Consider the following 25,094-nt stretch of genomic DNA (forward strand, 5'->3'; position numbering starts at 1 on the left):
ATGGAACCCCTGCTCAAGGTCACCGGCCTGCAGAAGCACTTCCCCATCCGGAAGGGCCTGCTCCAGCGGCAGACCGGTGCGGTCAAGGCGGTCGACGGCATCGACTTCGAGGTCCTGCCCGGTGAGACCCTCGGCGTCGTCGGCGAGTCCGGCTGCGGCAAGTCGACGATGGGCCGGCTGATCACCCGGCTGCTGGAACCGACCGGCGGGAAGATCGAGTTCCAGGGCACGGACATCTCGCACCTCGGTGTGGCGAAGATGCGTCCGCTGCGCCGGGACATCCAGATGATCTTCCAGGACCCGTACGGCTCGCTGAACCCGCGCCACACGGTCGGCACGATCGTCTCGGCCCCCTTCCGCCTCCAGGGCGTGGAGCCCGAGGGCGGCGTGAGGAAGGAGGTCCAGCGCCTCCTCGGCCTGGTCGGCCTGAACCCGGAGCACTACAACCGCTACCCGCACGAGTTCTCCGGCGGCCAGCGCCAGCGCATCGGCATCGCCCGCGCGCTCGCGCTCAAGCCGAAGCTGGTCGTCGCGGACGAGCCCGTGTCCGCCCTGGACGTCTCCATCCAGGCGCAGGTGGTCAACCTCCTGGACGACCTCCAGGACGAGCTCGGCCTGACGTACGTGATCATCGCGCACGACCTGTCGGTCATCCGGCACGTGTCGGACCGGATCGCGGTCATGTACCTGGGCAAGGTCGTGGAGCTCGCGGACCGCAAGTCCCTGTACGAGTCCCCGATGCACCCGTACACGCGCGCCCTGATGTCGGCCGTCCCGATCCCGGACCCGCGCCGCCGCGGCCAGAAGAACGAGCGGATCCTGCTGACCGGTGACGTCCCGTCCCCGATCGCCCCGCCGCCGGGCTGCCGCTTCCACACCCGCTGCTGGAAGGCGACCGAGGTGTGCAAGACCCAGGAGCCCCCACTCCTGGAGCTCCGCCCGGGCCAGCGGGTGGCCTGCCACCACCCGGAGAACGCCGAGGGCGTGACGGTGCCGACGGCGCGGGAGTCGGTCGAGGTGACGATCACGAAGAAGCCGGAGGCGCCGGTGCAGGCGGCCGAGGCCGAGACTCCCGCGAAGTCCGAGACTCCTGCGAAGGCGGAGGCTCCCGCGAAGTCCGAGGCTCCTGCGAAGGCGGAGGCTCCCGCGAAGTCCGAGGCTCCTGCGAAGGCGGACGAGGGCCCGGAGGACCCGGAGGGCTGAGCCGTGCCGCCTGAGGCGCGACGAGGCCCCGCTGCCACCCGGCAGCGGGGCCTCGTCGCGTCGCGGCCGGGAACAACCTGGACAATGGTGCGGTGCTCCACGATTTGTTCAACCCGTCCGTCCAGCACGCCCTGGACCTGGTCGGCATCTTCGTCTTCGCGATCTCCGGCGCCCTGCTCGCCGTCCGCAAGAACTTCGACGTCTTCGGCATCGCCGTCCTCGCCGAGGTCACGGCGCTCGGCGGGGGGCTCTTCCGCGACCTGATCATCGGCGCGGTGCCGCCCGCCGCGTTCACGGATCTCGGCTACTTCCTGATGCCACTGGTTGCGACCGTCCTCGTGTTCTTCCTGCACCCCGAGGTCGAACGCACCCAGAACGCGGTCAACGTCTTCGACGCGGCCGGCCTCGGGCTGTTCTGCGTCACCGGCACCACCAAGGCGTACGACTACGGACTCGGCCTGACCGCCTCCGCGGCGCTCGGCCTCGCGACCGCGGTCGGCGGCGGTGTGTTGCGCGACGTGCTCGCCAACGAGGTGCCGTCGCTGCTGCGCTGGGACCGGGACCTGTACGCCGTACCGGCGATCGTGGGCGCGACGATGGTCGTGCTGTGCATCCGCTTCGACGTGCTCAACGCGTACACCAGCGGGACCGCGGTCCTCACCGCGTTCGTGCTGCGGCTCCTCGCGATGCGCTACCACTGGCGGGCGCCGCGCGCGTGGAACCGGCGGTCCAACGCCCGTGAGGAGCCCGAAAAAGCTACCGCTCAGTAGCTAAATCCTGTACCGTCGCGGGTATGAGCACGAGCAGCATCGAGACGACGAGCGAGACCGCCGGCGAGTCGGCAGTCGGCGCGACGAGCGAGTTCGACCGCGACACCGCCGTCACCCTCCGCGCCCCCGGCGTCTACGACGCCGAACTCTCCGCCGGCTGGACGATCATCCACGCGGTCAACGGCGGCTACCTCCTCGCCCTCCTCGGCCGCGCGCTCGGCGACCACCTGCCGCACCCGGACCCGTTCACCATCTCGGCGCACTACCTGACGCCGTCCGCCCCCGGCCCGGCGGTCATCCGCACCGAGACCGTCCGCACCGGCCGCACGCTCTCCACCGGCCAGGCCTCCCTCTTCCAGTACGCGGAGGACGGCAGCGAGGTCGAGCGCATCCGCGTCCTGGCCTCGTACGGAGACCTCGACGGGCTCCCGGGCGAGGTCCGCACGACGGCGACCCCGCCCGCGATCGCGCCCATCGACCAGTGCTTCAGCGCCTCCGACGGGCCCACCCCGCAGATCCCCGGCTCGTCGGCGATCACCGAGCGGCTCGACCTCCGGCTCGACCCGGCGTGCGTCGGCTGGGCGATCGGCGCGCCGTCGGGCAAGGGCGAGATGCGCGCCTGGTTCGGCCTCGCCGACGGCCACGAGCCCGACCCGCTCTCGCTGCTCCTCACGGTCGACGCACTCCCGCCGACCTCCTTCGAGCTGGGCCTCAAGGGCTGGACCCCGACGGTCGAACTCACCACCCACATCCGCTGCCGCCCCGCCCCGGGCCCCCTGCGCGTCTCCATCACCACCCGCAACCTCGCGGGCGGCTTCCTGGAGGAGGACGCGGAGGTCTGGGACACCGCAGGCCGCCTGGTGGCCCAGTCCCGCCAGCTGGCACGCGCACCGCGCGACTGACGTGACAGAGTCCGGCGGGTGAAGTCCGACCGGCTGCTCTCCCTGCTTCTGCTGCTCCAGACCCGGGGGCTCGTCCCGGCGTCCGAGCTTGCCGGGCGTCTCGACGTCTCCGTGCGCACCATCTACCGGGACGTCGAGGCGCTCTCCGCGTCCGGGGTCCCCGTCTACGCCGAGCGCGGCCGGCACGGCGGCATCGCCCTGCTCCCCGGCTACCGCACCGACGTCACCGGCCTCACCGCCGACGAGTCCCGCGCCCTGTTCGTGCTGGCGGCCCAGGGCGCCCACGCCGCCCTCGGGCTGGACCAGGCGCTCGGTTCCGCGCTGCGCAAGGTGATGGCCGCGCTGCCCGCCCCGCACCGGCCGGCCGCCGAGCTCACCAGCCGCCGGATCCTGGTCGACCCGGACCGCTGGATGAGCGGCCCGCGCCCCGACGTCGACCTCGACGTCCTTAACCGCGCCGTCTTCGCCGACCGCCGCCTCGCCCTGCGCTATCGCAGCAGCGGGGCGCCCGCCCCGAAGGCGTACACCGTCGACCCGTACGGCCTCGTCGTGAAGGCCGGCGTCTGGTACCTGGTCGCGGACCACCGGGCCGAACCCCGCCTCTTCCGCGCCGACCGCGTCCAGCGCGCGGACCTCCTCGACGAGCCGGTCCTGCGCCGACCGGGCGTGGAGCTCGCCGTGGTCTGGCAGGAGCTGCGCGCCCGCGTCGAGCGGCGGCCGGCCGGCGTCACCGTCACCGCGCGCGTCCACCGCGACCGCTACGACCGGTTCCTGCGCCTGCACGGCGACCGCCTCACCGCCCCTGTGCCGCCCCGACCGGCGGGGGAGTGGACCACCGTGGAGCTGGCCCTCACGGAGCTCGGCGACCTGCGGCCCCTGCTCGCCTTCGGGCCCTCCGTCGAGGTCCTCGGCCCACCCGCCGCCCGCACCCTGATCGCCGAGGTCGCCGCCGAGACCGCCGCGCTCTACGGCGTAGACCGGCCGGACGCCGGAGACGCCGGACCGGCCTCGTAGAATCGGACCACCATGGCTTACCTCGACCACGCCGCGACCACGCCCATGCTTCCCGAGGCGATCGAGGCGATGACCGCCCAGCTCGCCGTCACGGGCAACGCCTCCTCCCTGCACGCCGCCGGCCGGCGCGCCCGGCGGACCGTCGAGGAGGCCCGCGAGACGCTCGCGAGCGCGCTCGGGGCCCGGCCGAGCGAGGTCGTCTTCACCTCCGGCGGCACCGAGGCCGACAACCTCGCCGTCAAGGGCCTGTACTGGGCCCGCCGCGCCGCCGACCCGCGCCGCACCCGCGTCCTGGCCAGCCCCGTCGAGCACCACGCCGTCCTCGACGCCGTCGACTGGCTGGCCACCCACGAGGGCGCCACCGTCGAGTACCTGCCGGTCGACCCGTACGGCCGCGTCCACCCCGACGCCCTGCGCGAGGCCATCGCACGCGACCCCGGCTCCGTCGCCCTCGCCACCGTCATGTGGGCGAACAACGAGATCGGCACGATCATGCCGGTCCGCGAACTCGGCCAGGCCGCCGCCGAGTTCGACGTACCCCTGCACGCCGACGCCGTGCAGGCCTTCGGCCAGATCCCGGTCGACTTCGCCGCCTCCGGACTCGCCGCCATGACCGTCTCCGGCCACAAGATCGGCGGCCCCTACGGCATCGGCGCGCTGCTCCTGGGCCGCGAGTACACCCCCGTCCCCGTGCTGCACGGCGGCGGCCAGGAGCGGCACGTCCGCTCCGGCACCCTCGACGTGCCCGCCATCGCCGCCTTCGCCGTCGCCGGCCGCCTCGCCGACGAGGGGCGCGAGGAGTACGCCCGCACCGTCGGCGGCCTGCGCGACGAGCTCGTCGCCGCCGTCCGAGCCGCCGTCCCCGACGCGCTCCTCGGCGGCGACCCGGTCGACCGGCTCCCCGCCAACGCCCACTTCACCTTCCCGGGCTGCGAGGGCGACTCCCTGCTCCTGCTCCTCGACGCCGCCGGCATCGAGTGCTCCACCGGCTCCGCCTGCACCGCAGGCATCGCGCAGCCCAGCCACGTCCTGCTCGCCACCGGCACCGACCCGGACCTGGCCCGCGGCACCCTGCGCTTCACCCTCGGCCACACGTCCACGAAGGAGGACGTGACGGCGGTGGCGGAGGCGATCGGCCCGGCGGTGGAGCGGGCGAGGACCGCGGGGCTGAGCTGAGCGCGCCCGGGGCGGCAGGCCTGCCCGGGGCGGCCGGCCTCACAGGGGCGGCAGGCCTTACGAGGGCGGCCGGTCCCGGGTGAGCGGCGCCGGCGAGGCCGGGACCACGGCTCAGCGCAGCTTCGCCCGCTCCTTCTTCACGAGCGCCATATAGCCGTCCCAGTCCCAGTGCGGCCCGGGATCCGTGTGGTCGGTCCCCGGCACCTCCACGTGCCCGATGATGTGCTCACGGTCCACCGGTATCCCGTACCGCGCGCATATGTCCGCCGTCAGCCGCGCCGACCCCCCGTACATCGCCGCCGTGAAGTCCTGCGGCCGGTCGACGAAGCCCTCGTGCTCGATGCCGATGCTGCGCTCGTTCATGTCCCGGTTGCCCGCGTGGAAGGCCACGTCGAGCTCGCGGATCATCTGCGCCACGTGCCCGTCCTTGCGCACGACGTAGTGGGCGGCCGCCCCGTGCCCCGGGTTCTTGAAGACCCGCAGGGCGGAGGCGTAGCTGCCCTGCACCACATGGATGACCACCCGGTCGACGACGTAGTCGTCCGGCCGGTCCGCCCGCCGCCAGTTCGCCCGCGAGGCCGCCGTCCACTCGGCGCCCTTGTGGTCGAGCTCGCCCTCGACCCGCTTGCGCTCGGTCCCCGGCAGCCGCCACCAGAAGCGGGCCAGCTCCTCCCTGGCGAGCACCGCGGTGCCGGCCAGGGCGACCCCGCCGCCCACCAGGAAGGCCCGCCGCCCCGGACCCTTCTTCGCCCGGGTCGTCTTCCCGCCCCCGCCACCGCCCTTTTTCCCCATGTGATCGAGAACGCTTACTCACGCGACCGTGGTTCCCGCCGCCCCGTACCCTGGTAGGGCTATGACTCAGACCCCGCCGCAGCGCCCCCACCCCCGTCCCCTCCGGGTACTCGCCGCCATGTCCGGCGGAGTGGACTCCGCCGTCGCCGCCGCCCGCGCCGCGGAGGCGGGCCACGACGTCACCGGCGTGCACCTCGCCCTCTCCGCGAACCCGCAGTCCTTCCGCACCGGAGCGCGGGGCTGTTGCACGATCGAGGACTCGCGCGACGCCCGGCGGGCCGCGGACGTCATCGGCATCCCGTTCTACGTGTGGGACCTCGCCGAGCGCTTCCGCGAGGACGTCGTGGACGACTTCGTCGCCGAGTACGAGGCGGGGCGCACGCCCAACCCCTGCCTGCGCTGCAACGAGAAGATCAAGTTCGCCGCGCTCCTCGACAAGGCGCTCGCCCTCGGCTTCGACGCCGTCTGCACCGGCCACTACGCGACCGTGGTGACGCTCGAGGACGGCGCCCGCGAGCTGCACCGGGCCTCCGACATGGCCAAGGACCAGTCGTACGTGCTCGGCGTCCTGGACGAGAGGCAGCTGGCGCACGCGATGTTCCCGCTGGGCGACACGCTCACCACCAAGGACGAGATCCGCGCGGAGGCGGAGCGGCGCGGGCTCGCGGTGGCGAAGAAGCCCGACAGCCACGACATCTGCTTCATCGCCGACGGCGACACCCAGGGCTTCCTCGCGAAGCGGCTCGGCAAGGCGGAGGGCGACATCGTCGACGAGTCGGGCGCCAAGCTCGGCACGCACGACGGTGCGTACGGCTTCACCATCGGCCAGCGCAAGGGCCTGCGGATCGGGCACCCGGCGGCGGACGGCAAGCCGCGCTACGTCCTGGACATCTCGCCGGTGAACAACACGGTCACCGTCGGCCCCGCCGAGGCCCTGGACGTCACCGGCCTCACCGCCATCAAGCCCCGCTGGTGCGGCACCGCCCCCGAGGGCCCCGGCCGTTACACCGCCCAGCTCCGCGCCCACGGCGGCGAGACCCCGGTGACCGCCACCCTGGAGGCGGGCGAACTGACCGTCACCTTCGACGAGCCGGTCCGGGGCGTGGCCCCGGGCCAGGCGATCGTGCTGTACGACGGCACCCGCGTGGTGGGCTCGGCGACCATCGCGACGACGGTACGCAGCACGGCGGCGCAGCCGGCGTAGGGGCCGGCCCGTGGGGCGGGCCGGACAGACGCCCGGCCCGCCCCCCTCAGCCCTCCGCCGGCTCCTCGTCCCGCCGCGGGTGCGAAGCCCTACCGTGGAGCCCATGAACATCTGCGTCTTCCTCTCCGCCGCCGACCTCGACGAGCGCTACACCGGCCCCGCCCGCGACTTCGCCCACCGCCTCGGCAAGGCCGGCCACACCCTCGTCTGGGGCGGCTCCGACACCGGCCTGATGAAGGTCGTCGCGGACGGCGTCGAGGAGGCCGGCGGCCGCCTGGTCGGCGTCACGGTCGACTTCCTCGCCGCCAAGGCCCGCCCGGTCGCGGACGAGATGGTCGTCACCAAGGACCTCGCCGAGCGCAAGGCCCGTCTGCTGGCCAAGTCCGACGCCGTCGTCGTCATGGTCGGCGGCACCGGCACCCTCGACGAGGCCACCGAGATCCTGGAACTGAAGAAGCACGGCAAGCACACCAAGCCGGTCGTCCTCCTCAACACCGCCGGCTTCTACGACGGCCTCAAAACCCAGTTCCGCCGCATGGAAGAGGAGGGCTTCCTCCCGCTCCCGCTCACCGACCTCGTCTGCTTCGCGGACAACGGCGCCGAGGCCCTGGCTTACCTGGAGGAGGCCGTGGCCTCCCGCGGATGATGCGAGCATGGGGCCCATGGCTACTCATGTGATCACCGGAGCCGGCTCCGGCATCGGCGCGGCCGTCGCGCGGCGGCTGCACGCGCGGGGCGACGAGCTCGTCCTGCACGCTCGCGACGCGGGGCGGGCGAAGGAGCTCGTGGCGGAGTTTCCCGGGGCGCGGACGCTGGTGGGGGACCTCGCGGATCCGGACCGGCTGTCGTGGGCGTTCTCGCACCAGAGCCTGCCCGAGCGGGTCGACAGCCTGCTGCACGTCGCGGGCGTCGTCGACCTCGGGCCGGTCGGCGAGCTCACCCCCAGGACCTGGCACCACCAGCTCAACGTCAACCTGGTCGCCCCCGCCGAGCTGACCCGGCACTTCCTGCCCCAACTGCGCGTCTCCAAGGGGCATGTGGTCTTCGTGAACTCGGGGGCCGGGCTCAGCGCCCACGCCGAGTGGAGCGCGTACGCCGCCTCCAAGCACGGCCTCAAGGCGCTCGCCGACTCCCTGCGCGCCGAGGAGCACGGCAACGGCGTGCGGGTCACCTCCGTCTACCCGGGGCGGACCACGAGCCCCATGCAGGCGAAGGTGCACCAGCAGGAGGGCAAGGAGTACGACCCCGAGCGCTGGATCGACCCCGAGTCGATCGCCACGACCATCGTCATGGCGATCGACCTGCCGCGCGACGCCGAGGTGAACGACCTGTCGGTCCGGCCGGGGCGCTGAGCCGGTGACGGGGGCGGGCGGGGTGGCCGGGGGCACGCGATCACCGGCCGAGCGGCACGTACGCTTCCCGGGTGAGCGACAACAACGCATTCCCCTGGAGCCCCGCCACCGGCGTCGGGTCCATGCCCGGCGGGGACGCCCGTGAGGCCGCCAAGACCGTCAGCGGGTCCTTCGAGGACTTCCCCTTCCTGGCCGAGCTGCCCGCCCGAGGGCCCGGCGCGGACATGATCGGGCGGACCGCCGGGATGCTCGTCGAGGTGTACGCGCACGTGGAACCCAGCGGCTGGCGGATCAGCGACCGGCCGGGGCGGGACACCCGGCGGGCCAGGTCCTGGCTGGGTGAGGACCTGGACGCCCTGGAGGAGTTCACCCAGGGGTACGAGGGGCCGCTCAAGGTGCAGGCGGTGGGGCCCTGGACGCTCGCCGCCGCGCTGGAGCTGCGTGGTGGCGAGGCGGCGCTGGGGGATCCGGGGGCCTGCCGGGACCTGGCGGGCTCGCTCGCCGAAGGGCTGCGTGCGCACCTGGCGGAGCTCCGCAGGCGCGTGCCGGGGGCCCGGCTGGTGCTCCAGCTCGACGAGCCCTCGCTGACCTCCGTACTGCTCGGCCGGATCCGTACCGCCAGCGGCTACCGCACCCACCGGGCCGTCGACCGGCAGGTCGTGGAGAGCGCGCTGCGCGAGGTGGCCGCGGTGCACGACGGGCCGGTGGTCGTGCACTCCTGCGCTCCCGGCGTGCCGTTCGCGCTGCTGCGCCGGGCCGGGGTCGCCGGGGTGTCGTTCGACTTCTCGTTGCTCACCGAGCGTGACGAGGAGCCGATCGGCGAGGCCGTGGAGGCCGGGACCGTGCTCTTCGCCGGAGTGGTGCCGTCCACGGACCCGGCCTCGGGGGCATTGTCAGACCCGGGCGGTAGCGTCATGGGTGTCAGGACGCTGTGGCGCAGGCTGGGGCTGAATCCGGGGACTCTCGCCGAGTCCGTCGTGGTCACCCCCACCTGCGGTCTCGCGGGTGCCTCGCCGGCGTACGCCCGCAAGGCGCTCGCCCACTGCGCCCGGGCGGCGAGATCGCTCGCGGACAACCCAGAGTGACCGGGTTTCAGGCATCGGGAGGACGAGAAACGGTGGCAGTCGAACAGGGGGCCCCCGCCGAGGCGCGGGAGAAGCACGCCGAGCTGGCCGAGCAGGTCGAGGCGCACCGCTTCCGGTACTACGTGAAGGACCAGCCGGTCATCAGCGACGGAGAGTTCGACAAGCTCCTGCGTGCCCTGGAGGCCCTGGAGGAGGAGTATCCGGAGCTGCGGACGCCGGACTCGCCGACCCAGAAGGTCGCGGGGCAGTACGAGACCGAGTTCACCTCGGTCGAGCACCGGGAGCGGATGCTCTCGCTGGACAACGCGTTCGACGACGCGGAGCTGGCCGCCTGGGCCGAGCGGGTCGCCCGGGACGTCGGCACCTCCGACCACCACTTCCTGTGCGAGCTCAAGGTCGACGGCCTCGCCGTGAACCTCACGTACGAGCACGGGCGGCTGACCCGGGCGGCGACCCGCGGCGACGGCCGCACGGGCGAGGACATCACGCCGAACGTGCGGACCATCGCCGACGTCCCCGAGCGGCTGCGCGGCGAGCGCATCCCGGACCTCGTGGAGATCCGCGGCGAGGTCTACTTCCCGATGGAGGCCTTCGAGGGGCTGAACGCGCGCCTGGTGGAGGCCGGCGACAAGCCCTTCGCCAATCCGCGCAACGCGGCGGCGGGTTCGCTGCGCCAGAAGGACCCGAAGGTCACGGCGACCCGCCCGCTGCACATGGTGGTGCACGGGATCGGCGCCCGCGAAGGGTTCGAGATCTCCCGCCTCTCGGAGACCTACGCCCTGCTCCACGAGTGGGGCCTGCCCACCGCCCGGCACAACAGGGTGGTGGACTCGCTCGACGGCGTACGGGACTTCATCGCGTACTTCGGGGAGAACCGGCACTCGGTCGAGCACGAGATCGACGGGGTCGTCGTCAAGCTGGACGAGATCCCGCTCCAGGGCCGGCTCGGTTCCACGGCGCGCGCTCCGCGCTGGGCGATCGCGTGGAAGTACGCGCCGGAGGAGGTCAACACCAGGCTGGTCGACATCAAGGTCGGAGTCGGCCGCACCGGGCGCGTCACGCCGTACGCGCAGGTGGAGCCGGTGACGGTGGCCGGCTCCGAGGTCGAGTTCGCCACCCTGCACAACCAGGACGTGGTGAAGGCCAAGGGCGTCCTGATCGGCGACACGGTGGTGCTGCGCAAGGCCGGTGACGTGATCCCGGAGATCCTCGGGCCGGTGGCGGACCTGCGGGACGGCAGCGAGCGGGAGTTCGTGATGCCGGCCGAGTGCCCCGAGTGCGGCACCCCGCTGAAGCCGATGAAGGAGGGGGACATCGACCTGCGCTGCCCCAACGCGCAGTCGTGTCCCGCACAGCTGCGCGAGCGGCTGTTCTTCCTGGCGGGCCGTCAGTGCCTGGACATCGAGAACTTCGGCGCGGTCGCGGCCGCGGCGCTCACCCGGCCTCTCGAGCCGGCGGAGCCGCCGCTGGCCGACGAGGGCGATCTGTTCGACCTGACGATCGAGCGGCTGCTGCCGATCAAGGCGTACGTCCTCGACCCGGACAGCGGGCTGCCCAAGCGGGACCCGAAGACGGGCGAGGAGAAGATCGTCACGGTCTTCGCCAACCAGAAGGGCGAGCCGAAGAAGAACGCGCTCGCGATGCTGGAGAACATCGCGGCAGCGAAGACCCGTCCGCTCGCGCGCTTCATCAACGGCCTGTCGATCCGTCATGTGGGTCCGGTCGCGGCCGAGGCGCTGGCCCGCGAGTTCCGCTCGCTGGAGCGGATCGAGCAGGCGAGCGAGGAGGAGCTGGCGGCGGTCGACGGGGTCGGCGGGATCATCGCGGCCGCCGTGAAGCAGTGGTTCGCCGAGGAGTGGCACCGCGAGATCGTGCGCAAGTGGCGGGCGGCCGGGGTGAGCTTCGAGGACGAGGGTGCCGGTGAGGAGCAGGGGCCGCGTGCGCTGGACGGTCTCACCGTGGTCGTCACCGGCACCCTGCAGAACTTCACGAGGGATGGCGCAAAAGAGTCGCTGCAAGCCCTTGGTGCGAAGGTGACCGGTTCCGTTTCGAAGAAGACCGCCTTTGTCGTTGTGGGTGACAACCCGGGCTCCAAGTACGACAAGGCGATGCAGTTGAAGGTTCCGGTTCTGAACGAGGAAGGGTTCCAGGTGCTGCTCGAACAGGGTGTCGAAGCCGCTCGGGAGGCGGCTCTCCCGGTCGAGGAGTAGCCGCCGAACGGGCCCTGAAAGCTCACCCGTTCGGCGCATACCAGATCGTTACGGGTGGCCGGGTCGCATTCGGGCAAGAGATGGAGAGCGCTGCCCGTCGGAGCCCTCCGCGGCCTAGTGTGGTGACCGTGCGTCCGCCGCGCACGGCTGCGTGAGGGCCCTGCCGGTCGCAGGAGCAGGACACGCGGTACGAGGAGCGGCGGCACGACGGCCCCGTGGCATCACGAGGGCCCCCGCGTTGCGACGGCACCGCCGGCTGTGAGAGGGACGGGAATGAAACCGACCGAGAGTGCCGCCCCGGTCGCACGGCCCCAGGGTCGTGCGGCGTTCGTGGGCCTCACCTCCGGACTGTCCGGAGTGCTGGTGGGCATAGCCGCCGTCGTGCTCGCCGCCGGTCTGTACCGGGCGCTGAGCACCGGCGAGGGGCTCTTCCCCGGCGGAGCCGGCGGCTGGTCACTGGCCGTCCTCACCGGGATCATCGTCGGCCATCTGGTCGCGCTCGGCCGCGACCGCTGGTGGGGCGGCACCGGCTCCGGCGCCGCCCTCACCCTCGCCGTCCTGCTCCTCTACGGCTGGGTGCCCGCCAGCCTCGTCTCCCTCTCCGTCGTCGTCCTCGTCGCCGCCGCCCGCCGGCACCGCTGGCGCCAGGGCCTGCTGCACGGCGCCGTCGACGTCATCGGCGCGGGCGCCGCCGCCCTCGTGCTCGCCACCTTCGGCGACGTCCCCACCGTCGAGCACCCCTGGCAGCCCCTCGACTGGGGGATCGCCGACGTACCGGAAGTGGTGCTCGCCGCCGCCGCCTATCTCGTGGTGACCCGGCTCCTGCTGTGGTACGCCCTCGCCCCCCAGGGCGGCGGACTGCCCACCGCCGCTCGCACCGCCCTGCTCCGGCAGGGCCTCGTCGCCGTCGCGCTCCTCGCCATCGCCCCGCTCATCTGCGTCGTCGCCGCCTCCCGCCCGCCGCTCCTGCCGCTCTTCGCCGTGCCGCTCATCGCGCTCGACTCCACCCTGTGGATCGCCCGCGCCCGCGCCGAGGAGCAGCTGCGCGACCCGCTCACCGGACTGCCCAACCGGCAGTGGCTCCTGGAGCGCACCTGGACCGCCCTGGAGGAGGCCGAGGGCGAAGGCCTCCGCTCGGCCCTGGTCCTGATCGACCTCGACCGCTTCCGCTCGGTCAACGACACCCTGGGCCACCTCGCCGGCGACCGGCTGCTCCTCCAGATCGCGGAACGACTCCGGCTCGCCCTGCCCCGCGGCGCCGAGGCCGCCCGGCTCGGCGGCGACGAGTTCGCCGTCCTGCTGCCCACCGCCGACTCCACCACCAGCGCCCAGCGCATCGCCCGCCACCTCGTCGCCGAGCTCTCCTCCCCGCTCGACCTCGACGGGCTCACCCTCGTCCTGGAGGCCAGCGCCGGCGTCGCCGTCTTCCCCGAGCACGCCCTCGACGCCGAGGGCCTGCTGCGCCGGGCCGACGTCGCGATGTACCAGGCCAAGCGGGACCGCACCGGCGTCGAGGTCTACGAGTCCAAGCGAGACTCCAACACCCCCGACCGCCTCGGCCTCCTCGGCGACCTCCGGCGCGCCCTCGACGCGGGCGAGGTCGAGCTCCACTACCAGCCCAAGGTCCAGTTCGACGGCCAGGTCGCCGGCCTCGAGGCCCTGGTCCGCTGGGTCCACCCCGAGCGCGGCAAGGTCCCGCCGGACGAGTTCATCGCCATCGCCGAGTCCTCCGGCCTGATGCCCCACCTCACCGAGTACGTCCTGGAGACCGCCCTCGCCCAGGTGGCCCGCTGGCGCGCCCAGGGCCTCAACGTGCCGGTCGCCGTCAACGTCTCCCCGCGCGACGTCCACACCCCCGGCTTCGCGGGCGCCGTCGCCGCCCGGCTCGCCCGGCACGGCGTGCCTGCCGGGGCGCTCCAGCTGGAGATAACGGAGCACGTGCTCCTGGAGGACCCGCAGCGGGCCGCCGACACCATGGCCGGGCTCACCGGCCACGGCGTCAAGATGTCCCTCGACGACTTCGGCACCGGCTACTCCTCCCTGGTGCACCTGCGCCGCCTCCCGGTGAGCGAGCTCAAGATCGACCGCTCCTTCGTCGCCCGGCTCGCCGTCGACAACGAGGACGCCGAGATCGTCCGCTGCACCGTCGACCTCGCCCACTCCCTCGGCCTGCTCGTCGTCGCCGAGGGCGTCGAGGACGACGAGACCTGGGAGCGGCTGCGGGACCTCGGCTGCGACGCCGTCCAGGGCTGGCTGGTCGCCGCCGCCATGCCCCCCGGCGAGACCACCGCCTGGCTGCGCGCCCGCGGCGAACACGGCTGGCGCCGCCCCTCGGAGATCGCGGCGAACGCGGCGGTCGTCGAGGTCGACCACCCCTCCGGGCACGTCGTCCAGTAACCGGACCGGATCCCCGGGTGGCCCTCCCCGGGGCGAACCGTTTCACGGGTAACGGTGCCAGCCCCATAGGATTGGGCCAACACCATCAAACTCACCCCGTGAGGATCCGCATGCCTGGCATCACGCGCGAGGAGGTTGCCCACCTCGCACGGCTGGCGCGTCTGGAGCTGAAGAGCGAAGAACTGGACCACTTCGCCGGTCAGCTCGACGACATCATCGGCGCGGTCGCCCGCGTCTCCGAGGTCGCCGACCAAGACGTACCGCCGACCTCCCACCCGCTGCCGCTGACCAATGTCATGCGCGCGGACGAGGTCCGTCCGTCGCTCACCCCCGAGCAGGCGCTCTCCGGCGCCCCGGCCCAGGAGCAGCAGCGTTTCAAGGTGCCGCAGATCCTGGGGGAGGACTAAGAACGCCATGACGGACAACAGCACCATCATCAAGCTCACCGCCGCGGAGATCGCGGCGAGGATCGCCTCCGGCGAGCTCACCGCCGTCGAGGTCACCGAGGCCCACCTGGCCCGTATCGAGGCCGTCGACGAGAAGGTCCACGCCTTCCTGCACGTCGACCGCGAGGGCGCCCTCGCCCAGGCCCGCGCCGTGGACGAAAAGCGCGCCCGGGGCGAGAAGCTGGGCCCGCTCGCCGGTGTGCCGCTCGCGCTGAAGGACATCTTCACCACCCAGGGCGTGCCCACGACGGTCGGTTCGAAGATGCTCGAGGGCTGGATCCCGCCGTACGACGCGACGCTGGTCAAGCGGCTCAAGGCCGCCGACGTGGTCATCCTGGGCAAGACCAACATGGACGAGTTCGCCATGGGCTCCTCGACGGAGAACAGCGCGTACGGTCCGACCGGCAACCCGTGGGACCTCACCCGGATCCCCGGCGGCTCCGGCGGCGGCTCGTCGGCCGCCCTCGCCGCGTACGAGGCCCCGCTCGCCATCGGCACGGACACCGGCGGCTCGATCCGCCAGCCCGCCGCCGTCACCGGCACCGTCGGCGTCAAGCCGACCTACGGCGCGGTCTCCCGCTACGGCATGGTGGCCTTCTCCTCCTCGCTCGACCAGGGCGGCCCCTGTGCCCGTACGGTCCTCGACGCGGCCCTGCTGCACGAGGCCATCGCCGGGCACGACCCGCTCGACTCGACCTCCATCGACGCGCCGGTCCCGCCGGTCGTCGAGGCGGCCCGCAACGGCTCCGTCGCCGGCATGCGCGTGGGTGTCGTCAAGCAGTTCCGCGGCGAGGGCTACCAGGCCGGTGTCGTGCAGCGCTTCGACGAGTCCGTCGAGCTGCTGAAGTCGCTGGGCGCCGAGATCGTCGAGGTGGACTGCCCCACCTTCGACCTCGCCCTCTCGGCGTACTACCTGATCGCGCCGTCGGAGTGCTCCTCCAACCTGGCCCGCTTCGACGGTCTGCGCTACGGCCTGCGCGCCGGCGACGACGGCACCCGGTCCGCCGAGGACGTCACCGCGCTCACCCGCGAGGCCGGCTTCGGCCCCGAGGTCAAGCGCCGCATCATCCTCGGTACGTACGCGCTGAGCTCGGGCTACTACGACGCGTGGTTCGGCTCGGCCCAGAAGGTCCGTACCCTCATCACCCGCGAGTTCGAGAAGGCCTTCGAGGAGGTCGACGTGCTCGTCTCCCCGACGACCCCGACCACCGCCTTCCCGATCGGCGAGCGCGCCGACGACCCGATGGCGATGTACCTCGCGGACCTGTGCACCATCCCGACCAACCTGGCGGGCAACGCCGCCATGTCGCTGCCCTGCGGCCTCGCGCCGGAGGACGGCCTGCCGGTCGGCCTGCAGATCATCGCCCCCGCCCTGAAGGACGACCGGCTCTACAAGGTCGGTGCCGCCGTCGAGGCCGCCTTCGTGGAAAAGTGGGGCCACCCGCTGCTCGAGGAGGCTCCGTCGCTGTGAGTACCAGTGCACTGCAGAAGGCCAAGGGCTTCAAGAAGTCCAAGACCGGTACGTACCTGTCCATGGGCACCACCGCGTTCGGCGCCTTGAGCGTGATGAAGCAGGTCAAGAAGGCGCGCGCCGAGCACGACACGCTCAAGCTCGTCGACGCCGTCGTGTCCGCCGCCGCCATCGTCACCGGCCTCGCGATCCTGTACCGCGAGCTGAAGCGCCTCGGCGACGACGACGTCCTGCTGGGCTGAGAGGGAAGTTCCACCGTGACTGTCACTGAACTGCTGTCGTACGAAGCGGCGCTCGCCGCGTACGACCCCGTCATGGGCCTCGAGGTCCATGTCGAGCTGGGCACCAAGACGAAGATGTTCTGCGGCTGCTCGACCGAGCTCGGCCAGGACGCCAACGCGCAGACCTGCCCGACCTGCCTCGGCCTGCCCGGCGCACTGCCGGTCGTCAACGCGGTCGGCGTCGAGTCCGCCGTCAAGATCGGCCTCGCGCTCAACTGCGAGATCGCCGAGTGGTGCCGCTTCGCCCGGAAGAACTACTTCTATCCGGACATGCCCAAGAACTTCCAGACCTCGCAGTACGACGAGCCGATCGCCTTCAACGGCTATCTGGACGTCCAGCTGGAGGACGGGGAGATCTTCCGCGTGGAGATCGAGCGCGCCCACATGGAGGAGGACACCGGCAAGTCCACCCACATCGGTGGCGCGACCGGCCGCATCCACGGCGCCTCGCACTCGCTGCTCGACTACAACCGGGCCGGCATCCCGCTCATCGAGATCGTCACCAAGCCGATCGAGGGTGCGGGCGAGCGCGCTCCCGAGGTCGCCAAGGCGTACGTGGCCGAGCTGCGCGAGCTGATCCGCGCCCTGGGCGTCTCCGAGGCGCGCATGGACAAGGGCCAGATGCGCTGCGACGTCAACCTGTCGCTGATGCCGAAGGGTTCGAGCACCTTCGGTACGCGTTCGGAGACGAAGAACGTCAACTCGCTGCGCTCCGTGGAGCGGGCGGCGCGTTTCGAGATCCAGCGCCACGGGGCGGTCCTCTCCGCCGGCGGCACCATCGTCCAGGAGACCCGTCACTTCCACGAGGACGACGGCTCCACCACGGCGGGCCGGATCAAGGACAACGCCGAGGACTACCGCTACTTCCCGGAGCCGGACCTGGTCCCGGTCGCCCCGGCCCGCGAGTGGGTCGAGGAGCTGCGCAAGGGTCTGCCGGAGCTGCCGCGGGTGCGCCGCAACCGGCTGCGCGAGGAGTGGGGCGTGTCCGAGCTGGACATGCAGTCCATCCTCAACGCCGGCGCGGTCGACCCGATCGTCGCCACGATCGAGGCGGGCGCCGACGCGGCCGCGGCCCGCAAGTGGTGGATGGGCGAGCTGGCCCGTAACGCCAACGAGCAGGGCGTCTCCCTCGAGGAGCTCCCGATCACCCCGGCGGACGTCGCCCGTGTGTCGGCCCTGGTCGCCTCCGGCGACCTGAACGACAAGCTGGCCCGTCAGGTCATCGAGGGCGTCCTCGCGGGCGAGGGCACCCCGGACGCGGTCGTCGAGAAGCGCGGTCTGAAGGTCGTCTCCGACGACAGCGCGCTCGGCGCGGCGGTCGACGAGGCCATCGCGGGCAACGCGGCCATCGCCGACAAGATCCGCGGCGGCAAGGTCGCCGCCGTCGGCGCCCTGGTCGGCGCGGTCATGAAGGCCACCCGAGGCCAGGCCGACGCCGCCCGCGTGAAGGACCTGATCCTGGAGCGGCTGGGCGTCAGCGAGGGCTGATCCCCTTCTCGTACGGGCACGAGAGCGGCCCGCACCGGAGCTTCGGCTCCCCGTGCGGGCCGTTTCTCATGCCCGTATACGATCACGCAGCGTCGTCGACGCGACCGGCATATCCGAACCTATGGGGGGAATACATGTCCGCCTTTCGAAGAGCCCTGGCCCTGTTGGCCGTCGGCTCGCTCTCGCTGATCGGCCTCCAGGCCGGTCCGCTGGCCGCCGAGGCGGCCGCCGCCACGAACGGCGGCTCGTTCCAGGGGGTCAACTGGGCCGACCCGCGGGACAACTACGCGAGCGACGAGCTCGTCCTGTCCGGTCTGTCCAAGACCGACGACTTCATGACCACCTACACCAAGTCCGCCGCGGTGATGGGTGAGTTCCAGACGAAGTTCGGTGTGAACACCGTGCGCCTGCCGGTCAACCCGGCCACCGTCAACGGCCCGTACTGGGAGTCCTACCGGGGCGCGATCGACGCCGCCCTGCACAAGGGCTTCAAGGTGCTGCTGGCCTACTGGGAGGCGCCCGGCGCCGCCAAGGACGGCAGGATCGACGACCAGGCCACGTACGACGCCATGTGGCACACGATCATCGCGAAGTACGGCGACAACACCAAGGTCCACTTCGAGCCGATGAACGAGCCGTTCGGCTACTCGGCCACCCAGTGGGCCGACGTCGCCGCCCGCTGGCTCGCCGACCACGGCACGAGCATCTCCCGTGAGCGCGTCTTCGTCGACGGCACCGGCTACGCCTCCGACGTACGGCCCGTGTGCGCCGACAGCCGGCTGGCCGGAACGCATCTGTCGCTGCACCACTACGGCTTCTGGCACCCGGACTGGACCGACCGCTCCCAGTGGGCCGGCGACCTGAAGACGAAGGTCGGTAGCTGCGCGTCCCGTACCGTCCTGACCGAGTTCGGCGCCCCGCTCACCACCGGCATCGACTACAACGGCCCGGTCAACGGCGACTCCGCCGTCGCGTTCCTCCAGGGGGACACGGACACCGTCCGTGAGCTCGGCATCGGCGCGGTCTACTGGCCCGGCCTGCGCGACGGCGACTCGTACGCCCTCACCGAGCGCCAGGGCACCGGCACGGACCTGACGCTGCGCACCACCAACGCCTCGGCGGCCGACCGGCTGGCGTGGGCCTGGTTCGGCACCGGCAAGCCGGCCGTCCAGAAGGGCGTGCTGCGGGGCGTGGGCTCCGGCCACTGCCTGGACGTGCCCGGCGCCTCCAAGGAGGCCGGCAGCTCCCTGGTCATCTGGTGGTGCACGAGCGGCTCCGAGAACCAGCAGTGGTCGTACACGCCGGAGAAGGAGCTGCGCGTCTACGGCACCATGTGCCTGGACGTCTACGGCGGCGGCACCCAGGGCGGCACCCCGCTGATCATCTGGTACTGCAACGGCGGGCCCAACCAGAAGTGGAACCTCAACGCGGACGGCTCGGTCACGGCCCAGCAGTCCGGCCTGTGCCTGGACGTGTCGGGCGAGGCCACGGCCCCGCGCAGCGCGGTGGGCCTGTGGTACTGCAACGGCGGCAACCACCAGAAGTGGACCCGCTCCTGAACGCGGATTTCCTGAACGCGGATTTCCTGAGCAAGGATTCCTGAGCGCGGATTCCTGAGCGGGGATTCCCGAGCGGGGATTCCCGGGCCGTGCCCCCCGGCCCGTGACTCCCGCTCCGACGGCGGCGCCCGGCACCTTCCCTCGCGGGGGGTGCCGGGCGCCGTCCTCTGTGTCGGGTCGCGCTAGGACTGCGTGCGGCGGCGCTTCCACCACAGCAGGGCCGCGCCCGCCGCGGCGAGCGCCGCCGCCAGGCCGGCGATCAGGCCGACGGGCGTGTCGGAGCCGGTGTCGGCGAGGTCGCCGCCCGGGCCCGTGCCGCCGCTCGAACCGTGCTCACCCGGCTTGTTCGGACCGGGCGTGCCGCTCGGCGGCGGGGTGGACGGGTCGCCCGGCTTCGTCGGGGACGGGCTGGGGGCGGGGTGCGTCGGTGTGGGCTTGGGGCCTGACTTGCGTACGGCGGTGTCACCGCCGAGCAGGGTCGTCCCGGAGTCCTTGTAGCCGAGGACCTCGGCTCGGGAGCCCTTGGTGACGTCCGTCAGGTTGGGCTTCTCGGCGGTGAACTGGGTGCGGCTGATGTTCTTCTTGGGCGCCTTGGAGAAGTCGACGCCGCCGACGGTCATCGTGTAGACGAGGCCGCCGTCCTCGAACTCGTACGTGTAGTCGCCCTCCATGAACGACTTCCGGTACTTCTTCCAGACCTCGAACGAATCCCACTTCTCCCCGCGGATCGGCCAGCGGCTCACGTCGTTGCTGCCGATGATCTTGTGGAAGTCGCCGGGCTTCTTCGCGTCCTGCTGCTTGATCCACTCGGCGGCCACCCGGGAGGCGTAGACGCGCCGCAGGTCGGCGTAGGCCGGGCCTTCGGCGATCTTCTTCTCGACGATGGGCACGAGGAGCCGCTCGACGAGCCGCTGGTTGTGCTGGATCTGGGCCTCGGTCATGGTGCACTGCTCGCCCGGGGGCTGGGTCTTGGTCTCCTGGGGGACCGAGTTGACCTTCAGCGGGGCGTCGAGGATGAAGATGCCGCCGTCCTGCTCACGGACCTTGGCCGGCTGCGGGGTGATCCAGTTGCGGATGCCGTGCAGGCAGATCCGGTTGCCGATGTGGGTCAGGTTCCTCCAGAACTCGGCGCCCGCCGGGGTCTTGGGGTCCATCGCACGGGAGAAGTCGCGCTTCATCTCCAGGTCCGCGTCCAGCAGCACGCGGCCCGCGTCGGTCTTGCCGAACGAGCGGTCCATGACCCGGTCGGGCTCGTCCGGGTTGAGGTTCACCCAGAACTTCTCGGGCGTCAGCGCCAGCCAGGTGAAGAAGGAGTCCGAGGCCATCTGGGCCTTCTCCATGCCGCCGAAGCCGGGGTTCTCGTCCTCGTCGGTGTTCTTCGCGGAGAAGGAGTAGTTGAGGCTGCCGGTCTCGTTCTGGCCGACGTAGCGCAGCTCGAGGCTGGTGAAGTCGACGCCGCCGGGGCCGCGCGTGGCGGCCTGCGGGTTCTGCAGGAAGGGGCGCGCCGCCTCCTGCCTGCGTCGTACGTCCTCGGGCGTGGGCATGGAGCGGCGGATCAGGTCGTTGCCGGCGCCGACGGACGGCTTGGCCGGGTCCGGCGACATCAGGTTCGGGTACTTCGCCGCGTACTGGTTGCCAGGCGCGTACGGGGCAGGGGTGGCGCCGTGCCGGTAGTAGCCGACTCCGGCCGCCTTGTACTTCTCGACCCACTTGGGGTCGGGCTCCTGGCCGTGGATGTAGACCACGCGCCAGCCGCGCCTGACCATCTCCGCGTCGACCTTGAGCTGGTTGTGCTTGCCGTCGACGCCGGACTTGAACTCGTACGCGATCTTGTTGCGCGCGTCGATCGCGTCGTAGCGCCGCCCGTTCGGGCCGACCACCTTGTCGCCGAGCTTCTGCCGCAGTTCCTTGTCGAGCTGCGGGTCCACGTCGCGCAGGTAGGTCTCGCACAGCCAGTCGGCGCCGCCGAGGCCGAAGTAGCGGACCACCTCGCGCTCGAAGCCGCTGCCGCGCCGGTTGCGGGCGTTGTTCTCGACGTAGACGTCGCCGAGCCAGTCCTCGAACGAGCCCGTGTACGGGTTCTTGCTCGCCTGCCGGTTGTTCCAGGAGGCGTAGGCGTGTTCCGGGGTGCCGATCGTGTACTTGCCGGTGTCACTGCCGTACTTGGCGACGTCGGCGGGCTTCTTCAGCCCGGTGACGGCAAGCGTCGGCTGCTCGAAGTCGTAGAGCCGCTGCTCGGCGTTGGGCGTCTGCCACTGGTTCGGGCCGACGGGCTTGTAGCCGGGCAGGTTCTGGCGGGGCGGCGGCGTCGGGCGCGTGCCGAACTTGTCGTGGCAGCGCATGGGCGCCGCCACGGCCTCCTGCTGCGCTCCGCCGAGAGTGACGGGCAGTCCGACGGCGAGCAGCGAGGTGCCCAGGAGGAGGCCCGCCATGCGGGCCCTGAGTCGTGTTGGCCGGGTTGCTATGTGAGAACTCACGTGTGCTGATCCCTAAGTGGGGGCAGGGAGAGTCGTCCGGTGTGCGGGGTTGGCGCACGGCCCCCGTAGCTGACACCACCCCGAATGCCCCACCATAGGCATCCCGCATCCCTTTGATGCGTACATTGCAGGCCTGCAACTGTGAAGTTTCTGTGGGAAGTTGAGGGCGGGCCGGTCACCCGAACCAGACGTCGGTCAGGCCGGCCGCGGCCTCGGCGGTGCGGCGGACCCGGAACAGCGAAGGACGCAGCCGGAAACGGTCCCGGTCGGTGACCTGGGGGCCGAGAGCGAGCGCGAGGTAGGCGTCCCAGTCGACGAGGTGCGGCTCGTCGTCGAGGTCGACGTCCGCGTCGCCGTGGTCGGCGGGGTCGATGCCCAGGGCGCGCAGGACCTGCTCGGGGTCGCCGTGCAGGGTCCACGCGTCGCCGTCGTCCCAGCCGCCGACGCGCAGGGAGGGGCCGCCGGGCAGGTCGAGGAGGTGCTCGTTGTACTCCTGCCCGGCGTCGAGGAAGACCGATCCGGTGATCCGGGCGTCCGGGTGCAGGGCGCGTTGCCGGTCGACCTCGTCGGCCATGGCGGAGACCACCGCGTCCGAGGCCAGGGCCGGGTCGACGACCAGGACGAGGTCTCCCCAGCAGCCGACGGCTACGACGTCCAGGTCGGCGCGCGTCCCGGGCTTCGGCAGGTCGTCCAGGGCGCGGGAGGGCAACTCCTCGACGACCTCGGCGACGGTGCCGAGCGACTCGGCGACCCGGCGGGCGCGCCCGGGGTCGTTGGGGGGTGGTGTCGGGGTGCCGGCGGTCGACGTGAACGGCGGGAAGAGCAGGGTCAGTTCGTAGTGGCCCCACTTGTCCACCGGGGTGCTGTCGGTCATGGCCGCCACCGTACCGAGCGCGTGGCCGCCGCTTGGACTCCTCGACGTGTCCTCCTGGACGTTCATCACCATGCCCCCACGGGGTCTTCTCCGCGTCACCGCGTCTCATTACCGTCCCGGCGTACCCCGCCAATGGCTCGAAGGGGAACCATTGGCCGTCGACGAGGAGGTCGGGGCGTGTCACCGGAGATTTCGCGCAGAAGGCTGCTCGCGCTCGGCGGAGGAGCCCTCGGCGTCGCCGCCGCCGGCTCGCTGCTGCCGCCGTCGCTGCAGGCCGCGATGGCCGCCGAGCCGCCGGCCGGGGGGATGGGGGCGGTGCGGCACGTCGTGATCCTCATGCAGGAGAACCGATCCTTCGACCACTACTTCGGCACCCTGCGCGGCGTCCGCGGGTTCGGCGACCGCAACGCCGTCGAGCTGCCCTCCGGCAGGCCGGTGTTCGAGCAGCCCGGCCCGCTCGGCCGGACCGTGCTGCCGTTCCCCGTCCGCGCCGCCGCCGAGACGCAGCAGAAGGACCTCCAGTACATCGGCGACCTCGACCACTCCTGGAGCGGCGGCGGCAAGGCCTGGCGCGACGGCTGGATGGACGGCTGGGTCTCGGCCAAGACCGCGGCCACGATGGCGTTCTACGACCGGCGTGACATCCCGCTGCACTACGAGCTCGCCGACGCGTTCACCATCTGTGACGCGTACCACTCCTCCATCCACACCTCCACCAGCCCCAACCGCAACCACCTCTGGTCCGGCTGGACGGGCTACGAGGCCGACGGCAGCCGCGCCGTCACCAACGCCGCCTATGCGGAGGGCACCCACCCCGGCTACGGCTGGTCCACCTACGCCGAGCGGCTCGAAGCCGCCGGGCGGAGCTGGAAGACGTACACCGAGTGGGAGAACTTCACCGACAACAACATCGAGTTCTTCACCGGCTTCAAGAAGATCGCCCGCAAGGCGCTCGCCAGGACCGGCGGGCACACCTTCATGGAGTCCTTCTACGCCGCCGTACGCGACGCCGACGCCCTCGGCGACACAGTCGAGCGGACCCGCCTGCTCGGCCTCCTGGAGGAGGGCGTGGTGACCCTCACCGACGCCGAGCGCTCCCTCTTCGAGCGCGGGCTGCGCCGGGTCGAGAGCGGCACCCTCGCCGACGCCTTCCGCGCCGACGTCGCCGCCGGCACGCTGCCCGAGGTCTCCTACCTGGTGCCCTCCGCGGTCGACTCCGAACACCCCGGCGCCTCCTCGCCGGTCGCCTCCGCCTCCCTCGTCTACAAGGTGCTGGACGCCCTCGGCGCGCACCCGGAGGTGTGGCGCCACACCGTCGTGCTGATCAACTACGACGAGAACGACGGCTTCTTCGACCACGTGCCGCCGCCGGTCCCGCCGGCGGAGAACACCGACGAGCGGTGGCAGGGCAAGCCCACCGGGCTCGGCGTCCGGGTGCCGCTGCTCGTGGTCTCCCCTTGGTCGGTCGGCGGCTACGTCTGCTCCGAGACCTTCGACCACACCTCCGTGATCCGCTTCCTGGAGAAGCTGACCGGGGTCGAGGAGCCCAACATCACTCCCTGGCGCCGGGCCGTCACCGGCGACCTCACCTCCGCCTTCGACTTCAGGCGGACGCGCCGCCGGCCGCCCGTAGAGCAGCCCGGGCCCGTCCCGCCCTTCTCGGGCCGGTGGCGGCCCCAGCCCCCGGCGGTCCAGTCGATGCCCGTCCAGGAGCCCGGCACGCGCCCCGCGCGCCCGCTGCCGTACCAGCCGGACGCCTCCGCCTCCGTCGACGCGGGCAGGGTCACCGTGGCGCTGAAGAACACCGGCAAGGCGAGCGCGCACTTCGCCCTCTACCCGTACGCCGGCGAGTTCGCCGTCCCGCAGCACCGGGATGTCAGGGGCACGGCGCAATGGGCGGTCCCCCTTACCGGTGATCGTTACCGGTTCACGATCACCGGCCCCAACGGCTTCCGCCGCGAGTTCGAGGGCCCGGCGGCGGGCGGCGCCGAGCTCGCCTCGCGCATCGATCACCATGACCGTGACCTGCACCTCACCGTCCGCAACGACTCCGCGGCCCCGGTCTCCTTCACCGTCCGGCCGCTCGGCTACGTCGATGCCGACGACCTCGCCGACTGGACCCGTACGGTCACCGTCAAGCCCGGCCGGAGCCGTACCGTCGTGCACTCCGCAGCCGACGCGCACGGCTGGTACGACGTCGAGGTGACCGGCCCCGACGGCTTCCGCCGCCGCCTCATGGGTCACATCGAGAACGGGCGCCCCAGCGTCTCCGGCTAGGCCGCCGGCCTGGCCGTCCGTCCCACAGGGTTCGGGGCCTCGGTCCCGAACCCTGTGGGACCCCTGTGAGGATCGCCACGAAACGGACAAACGATCACGTTTGGCTGCGACAGTGA

At 72.1% G+C, this 25,094-nt stretch carries 20 protein-coding genes; 17 read left to right on the forward strand and 3 right to left on the reverse strand.

All coding sequences use genetic code 11. The annotated features are described in order from the left end of the window. The 5 genes from ACIGEZ_RS22010 to ACIGEZ_RS22030 all read left to right on the forward strand — a co-directional run bounded on the left by ACIGEZ_RS22010 (position 1) and on the right by ACIGEZ_RS22030 (position 5,065). The gene (locus ACIGEZ_RS22010; RefSeq protein WP_399833743.1) at positions 1–1,203 is read left to right on the forward strand and encodes an ABC transporter ATP-binding protein; all 1,203 of its coding nucleotides are present in this window, start codon (positions 1–3) and stop codon (positions 1,201–1,203) included. Between the two features lie 92 nt (positions 1,204–1,295). Further along, a complete protein-coding gene (locus ACIGEZ_RS22015; protein WP_399833564.1) occupies positions 1,296–1,973 on the forward strand; it encodes a trimeric intracellular cation channel family protein in 678 nt (225 codons plus the stop codon). A 23-nt stretch (positions 1,974–1,996) separates the two neighbouring features. Continuing rightward, positions 1,997–2,875 carry a thioesterase family protein gene (locus ACIGEZ_RS22020; protein ID WP_399833566.1) on the forward strand — a complete coding sequence of 293 codons (879 nt, stop codon included), beginning with the start codon at positions 1,997–1,999 and terminating at the stop codon, positions 2,873–2,875. 18 nt (positions 2,876–2,893) lie between these two features. Continuing rightward, positions 2,894–3,889, forward strand: coding sequence for a helix-turn-helix transcriptional regulator (locus ACIGEZ_RS22025; protein ID WP_399833568.1), 996 nt, complete (start codon positions 2,894–2,896; stop codon positions 3,887–3,889). A gap of 12 nt (positions 3,890–3,901) precedes the next feature. Continuing rightward, positions 3,902–5,065 carry a cysteine desulfurase family protein gene (locus ACIGEZ_RS22030; protein ID WP_399833570.1) on the forward strand — a complete coding sequence of 388 codons (1,164 nt, stop codon included), beginning with the start codon at positions 3,902–3,904 and terminating at the stop codon, positions 5,063–5,065. 111 nt (positions 5,066–5,176) lie between these two features. Here the strand turns inward: ACIGEZ_RS22030 and ACIGEZ_RS22035 are convergent, their stop codons facing one another. Then, a complete protein-coding gene (locus ACIGEZ_RS22035) occupies positions 5,177–5,857 on the reverse strand; it encodes an N-acetylmuramoyl-L-alanine amidase (RefSeq protein WP_399833572.1) in 681 nt (226 codons plus the stop codon). Between the two features lie 61 nt (positions 5,858–5,918). Between ACIGEZ_RS22035 and mnmA the strand changes: the two genes are divergently transcribed. From mnmA to ACIGEZ_RS22090, 11 genes are all read left to right on the forward strand, one after another. Beyond that, positions 5,919–7,061: a tRNA 2-thiouridine(34) synthase MnmA gene (gene mnmA / locus ACIGEZ_RS22040; protein WP_399833574.1), complete on the forward strand. Its 1,143-nt coding sequence runs from the start codon at positions 5,919–5,921 to the stop codon at positions 7,059–7,061. 103 nt (positions 7,062–7,164) lie between these two features. Continuing rightward, positions 7,165–7,707, forward strand: coding sequence for a TIGR00730 family Rossman fold protein (locus ACIGEZ_RS22045; RefSeq protein WP_399833576.1), 543 nt, complete (start codon positions 7,165–7,167; stop codon positions 7,705–7,707). 7 nt (positions 7,708–7,714) lie between these two features. Beyond that, positions 7,715–8,413 carry an SDR family oxidoreductase gene (locus ACIGEZ_RS22050; RefSeq protein WP_399833578.1) on the forward strand — a complete coding sequence of 233 codons (699 nt, stop codon included), beginning with the start codon at positions 7,715–7,717 and terminating at the stop codon, positions 8,411–8,413. A gap of 122 nt (positions 8,414–8,535) precedes the next feature. Next, positions 8,536–9,498, forward strand: coding sequence for a methionine synthase (locus tag ACIGEZ_RS22055; RefSeq protein ID WP_399833745.1), 963 nt, complete (start codon positions 8,536–8,538; stop codon positions 9,496–9,498). 32 nt (positions 9,499–9,530) lie between these two features. Continuing rightward, positions 9,531–11,708: an NAD-dependent DNA ligase LigA gene (ligA, locus tag ACIGEZ_RS22060; RefSeq protein ID WP_399833580.1), complete on the forward strand. Its 2,178-nt coding sequence runs from the start codon at positions 9,531–9,533 to the stop codon at positions 11,706–11,708. Positions 11,709–11,981: 273 nt separating this feature from the next. Further along, positions 11,982–14,105, forward strand: coding sequence for a putative bifunctional diguanylate cyclase/phosphodiesterase (locus tag ACIGEZ_RS22065; RefSeq protein WP_399833582.1), 2,124 nt, complete (start codon positions 11,982–11,984; stop codon positions 14,103–14,105). A 110-nt stretch (positions 14,106–14,215) separates the two neighbouring features. Continuing rightward, a complete protein-coding gene (gene gatC, locus ACIGEZ_RS22070) occupies positions 14,216–14,512 on the forward strand; it encodes an Asp-tRNA(Asn)/Glu-tRNA(Gln) amidotransferase subunit GatC (RefSeq protein ID WP_007266718.1) in 297 nt (98 codons plus the stop codon). 7 nt (positions 14,513–14,519) lie between these two features. Beyond that, a complete protein-coding gene (gatA, locus tag ACIGEZ_RS22075) occupies positions 14,520–16,022 on the forward strand; it encodes an Asp-tRNA(Asn)/Glu-tRNA(Gln) amidotransferase subunit GatA (protein WP_399833584.1) in 1,503 nt (500 codons plus the stop codon). Beyond that, on the forward strand, positions 16,019–16,264 hold the full coding sequence (locus ACIGEZ_RS22080) for a hypothetical protein (RefSeq protein ID WP_399833586.1): 246 nt from the start codon (positions 16,019–16,021) through the stop codon (positions 16,262–16,264). Before gatA ends, ACIGEZ_RS22080 begins: the two co-directional genes overlap by 4 nt. A gap of 15 nt (positions 16,265–16,279) precedes the next feature. Further along, positions 16,280–17,791 (forward strand): Asp-tRNA(Asn)/Glu-tRNA(Gln) amidotransferase subunit GatB, encoded by a 1,512-nt coding sequence (gene gatB, locus ACIGEZ_RS22085; RefSeq protein WP_399833588.1) that lies wholly within the window; start codon positions 16,280–16,282, stop codon positions 17,789–17,791. Between the two features lie 134 nt (positions 17,792–17,925). Further along, positions 17,926–19,350, forward strand: a complete 1,425-nt coding sequence (locus ACIGEZ_RS22090) for a ricin-type beta-trefoil lectin domain protein (RefSeq protein ID WP_399833590.1) — start codon at positions 17,926–17,928, stop codon at positions 19,348–19,350. 182 nt (positions 19,351–19,532) lie between these two features. On the opposite strand, the gene ACIGEZ_RS22095 is transcribed toward ACIGEZ_RS22090, so the two are convergent. Further along, positions 19,533–21,782: an LPXTG cell wall anchor domain-containing protein gene (locus tag ACIGEZ_RS22095; RefSeq protein ID WP_399833592.1), complete on the reverse strand. Its 2,250-nt coding sequence runs from the start codon at positions 21,780–21,782 to the stop codon at positions 19,533–19,535. A 220-nt stretch (positions 21,783–22,002) separates the two neighbouring features. Further along, entirely contained in the window at positions 22,003–22,701 is a 699-nt protein-coding gene (locus ACIGEZ_RS22100) for a DUF6333 family protein (protein WP_399833594.1), read from the reverse strand. 132 nt (positions 22,702–22,833) lie between these two features. Between ACIGEZ_RS22100 and ACIGEZ_RS22105 the strand changes: the two genes are divergently transcribed. Next, entirely contained in the window at positions 22,834–24,978 is a 2,145-nt protein-coding gene (locus ACIGEZ_RS22105; RefSeq protein WP_399833596.1) for a phosphocholine-specific phospholipase C, read from the forward strand. The last annotated feature ends 116 nt before the right edge of the window (positions 24,979–25,094 follow it).

This window comes from Streptomyces sp. NPDC085481 (assembly GCF_044541845.1).
Taxonomy (GTDB): Bacteria; Actinomycetota; Actinomycetes; order Streptomycetales; family Streptomycetaceae; genus Streptomyces.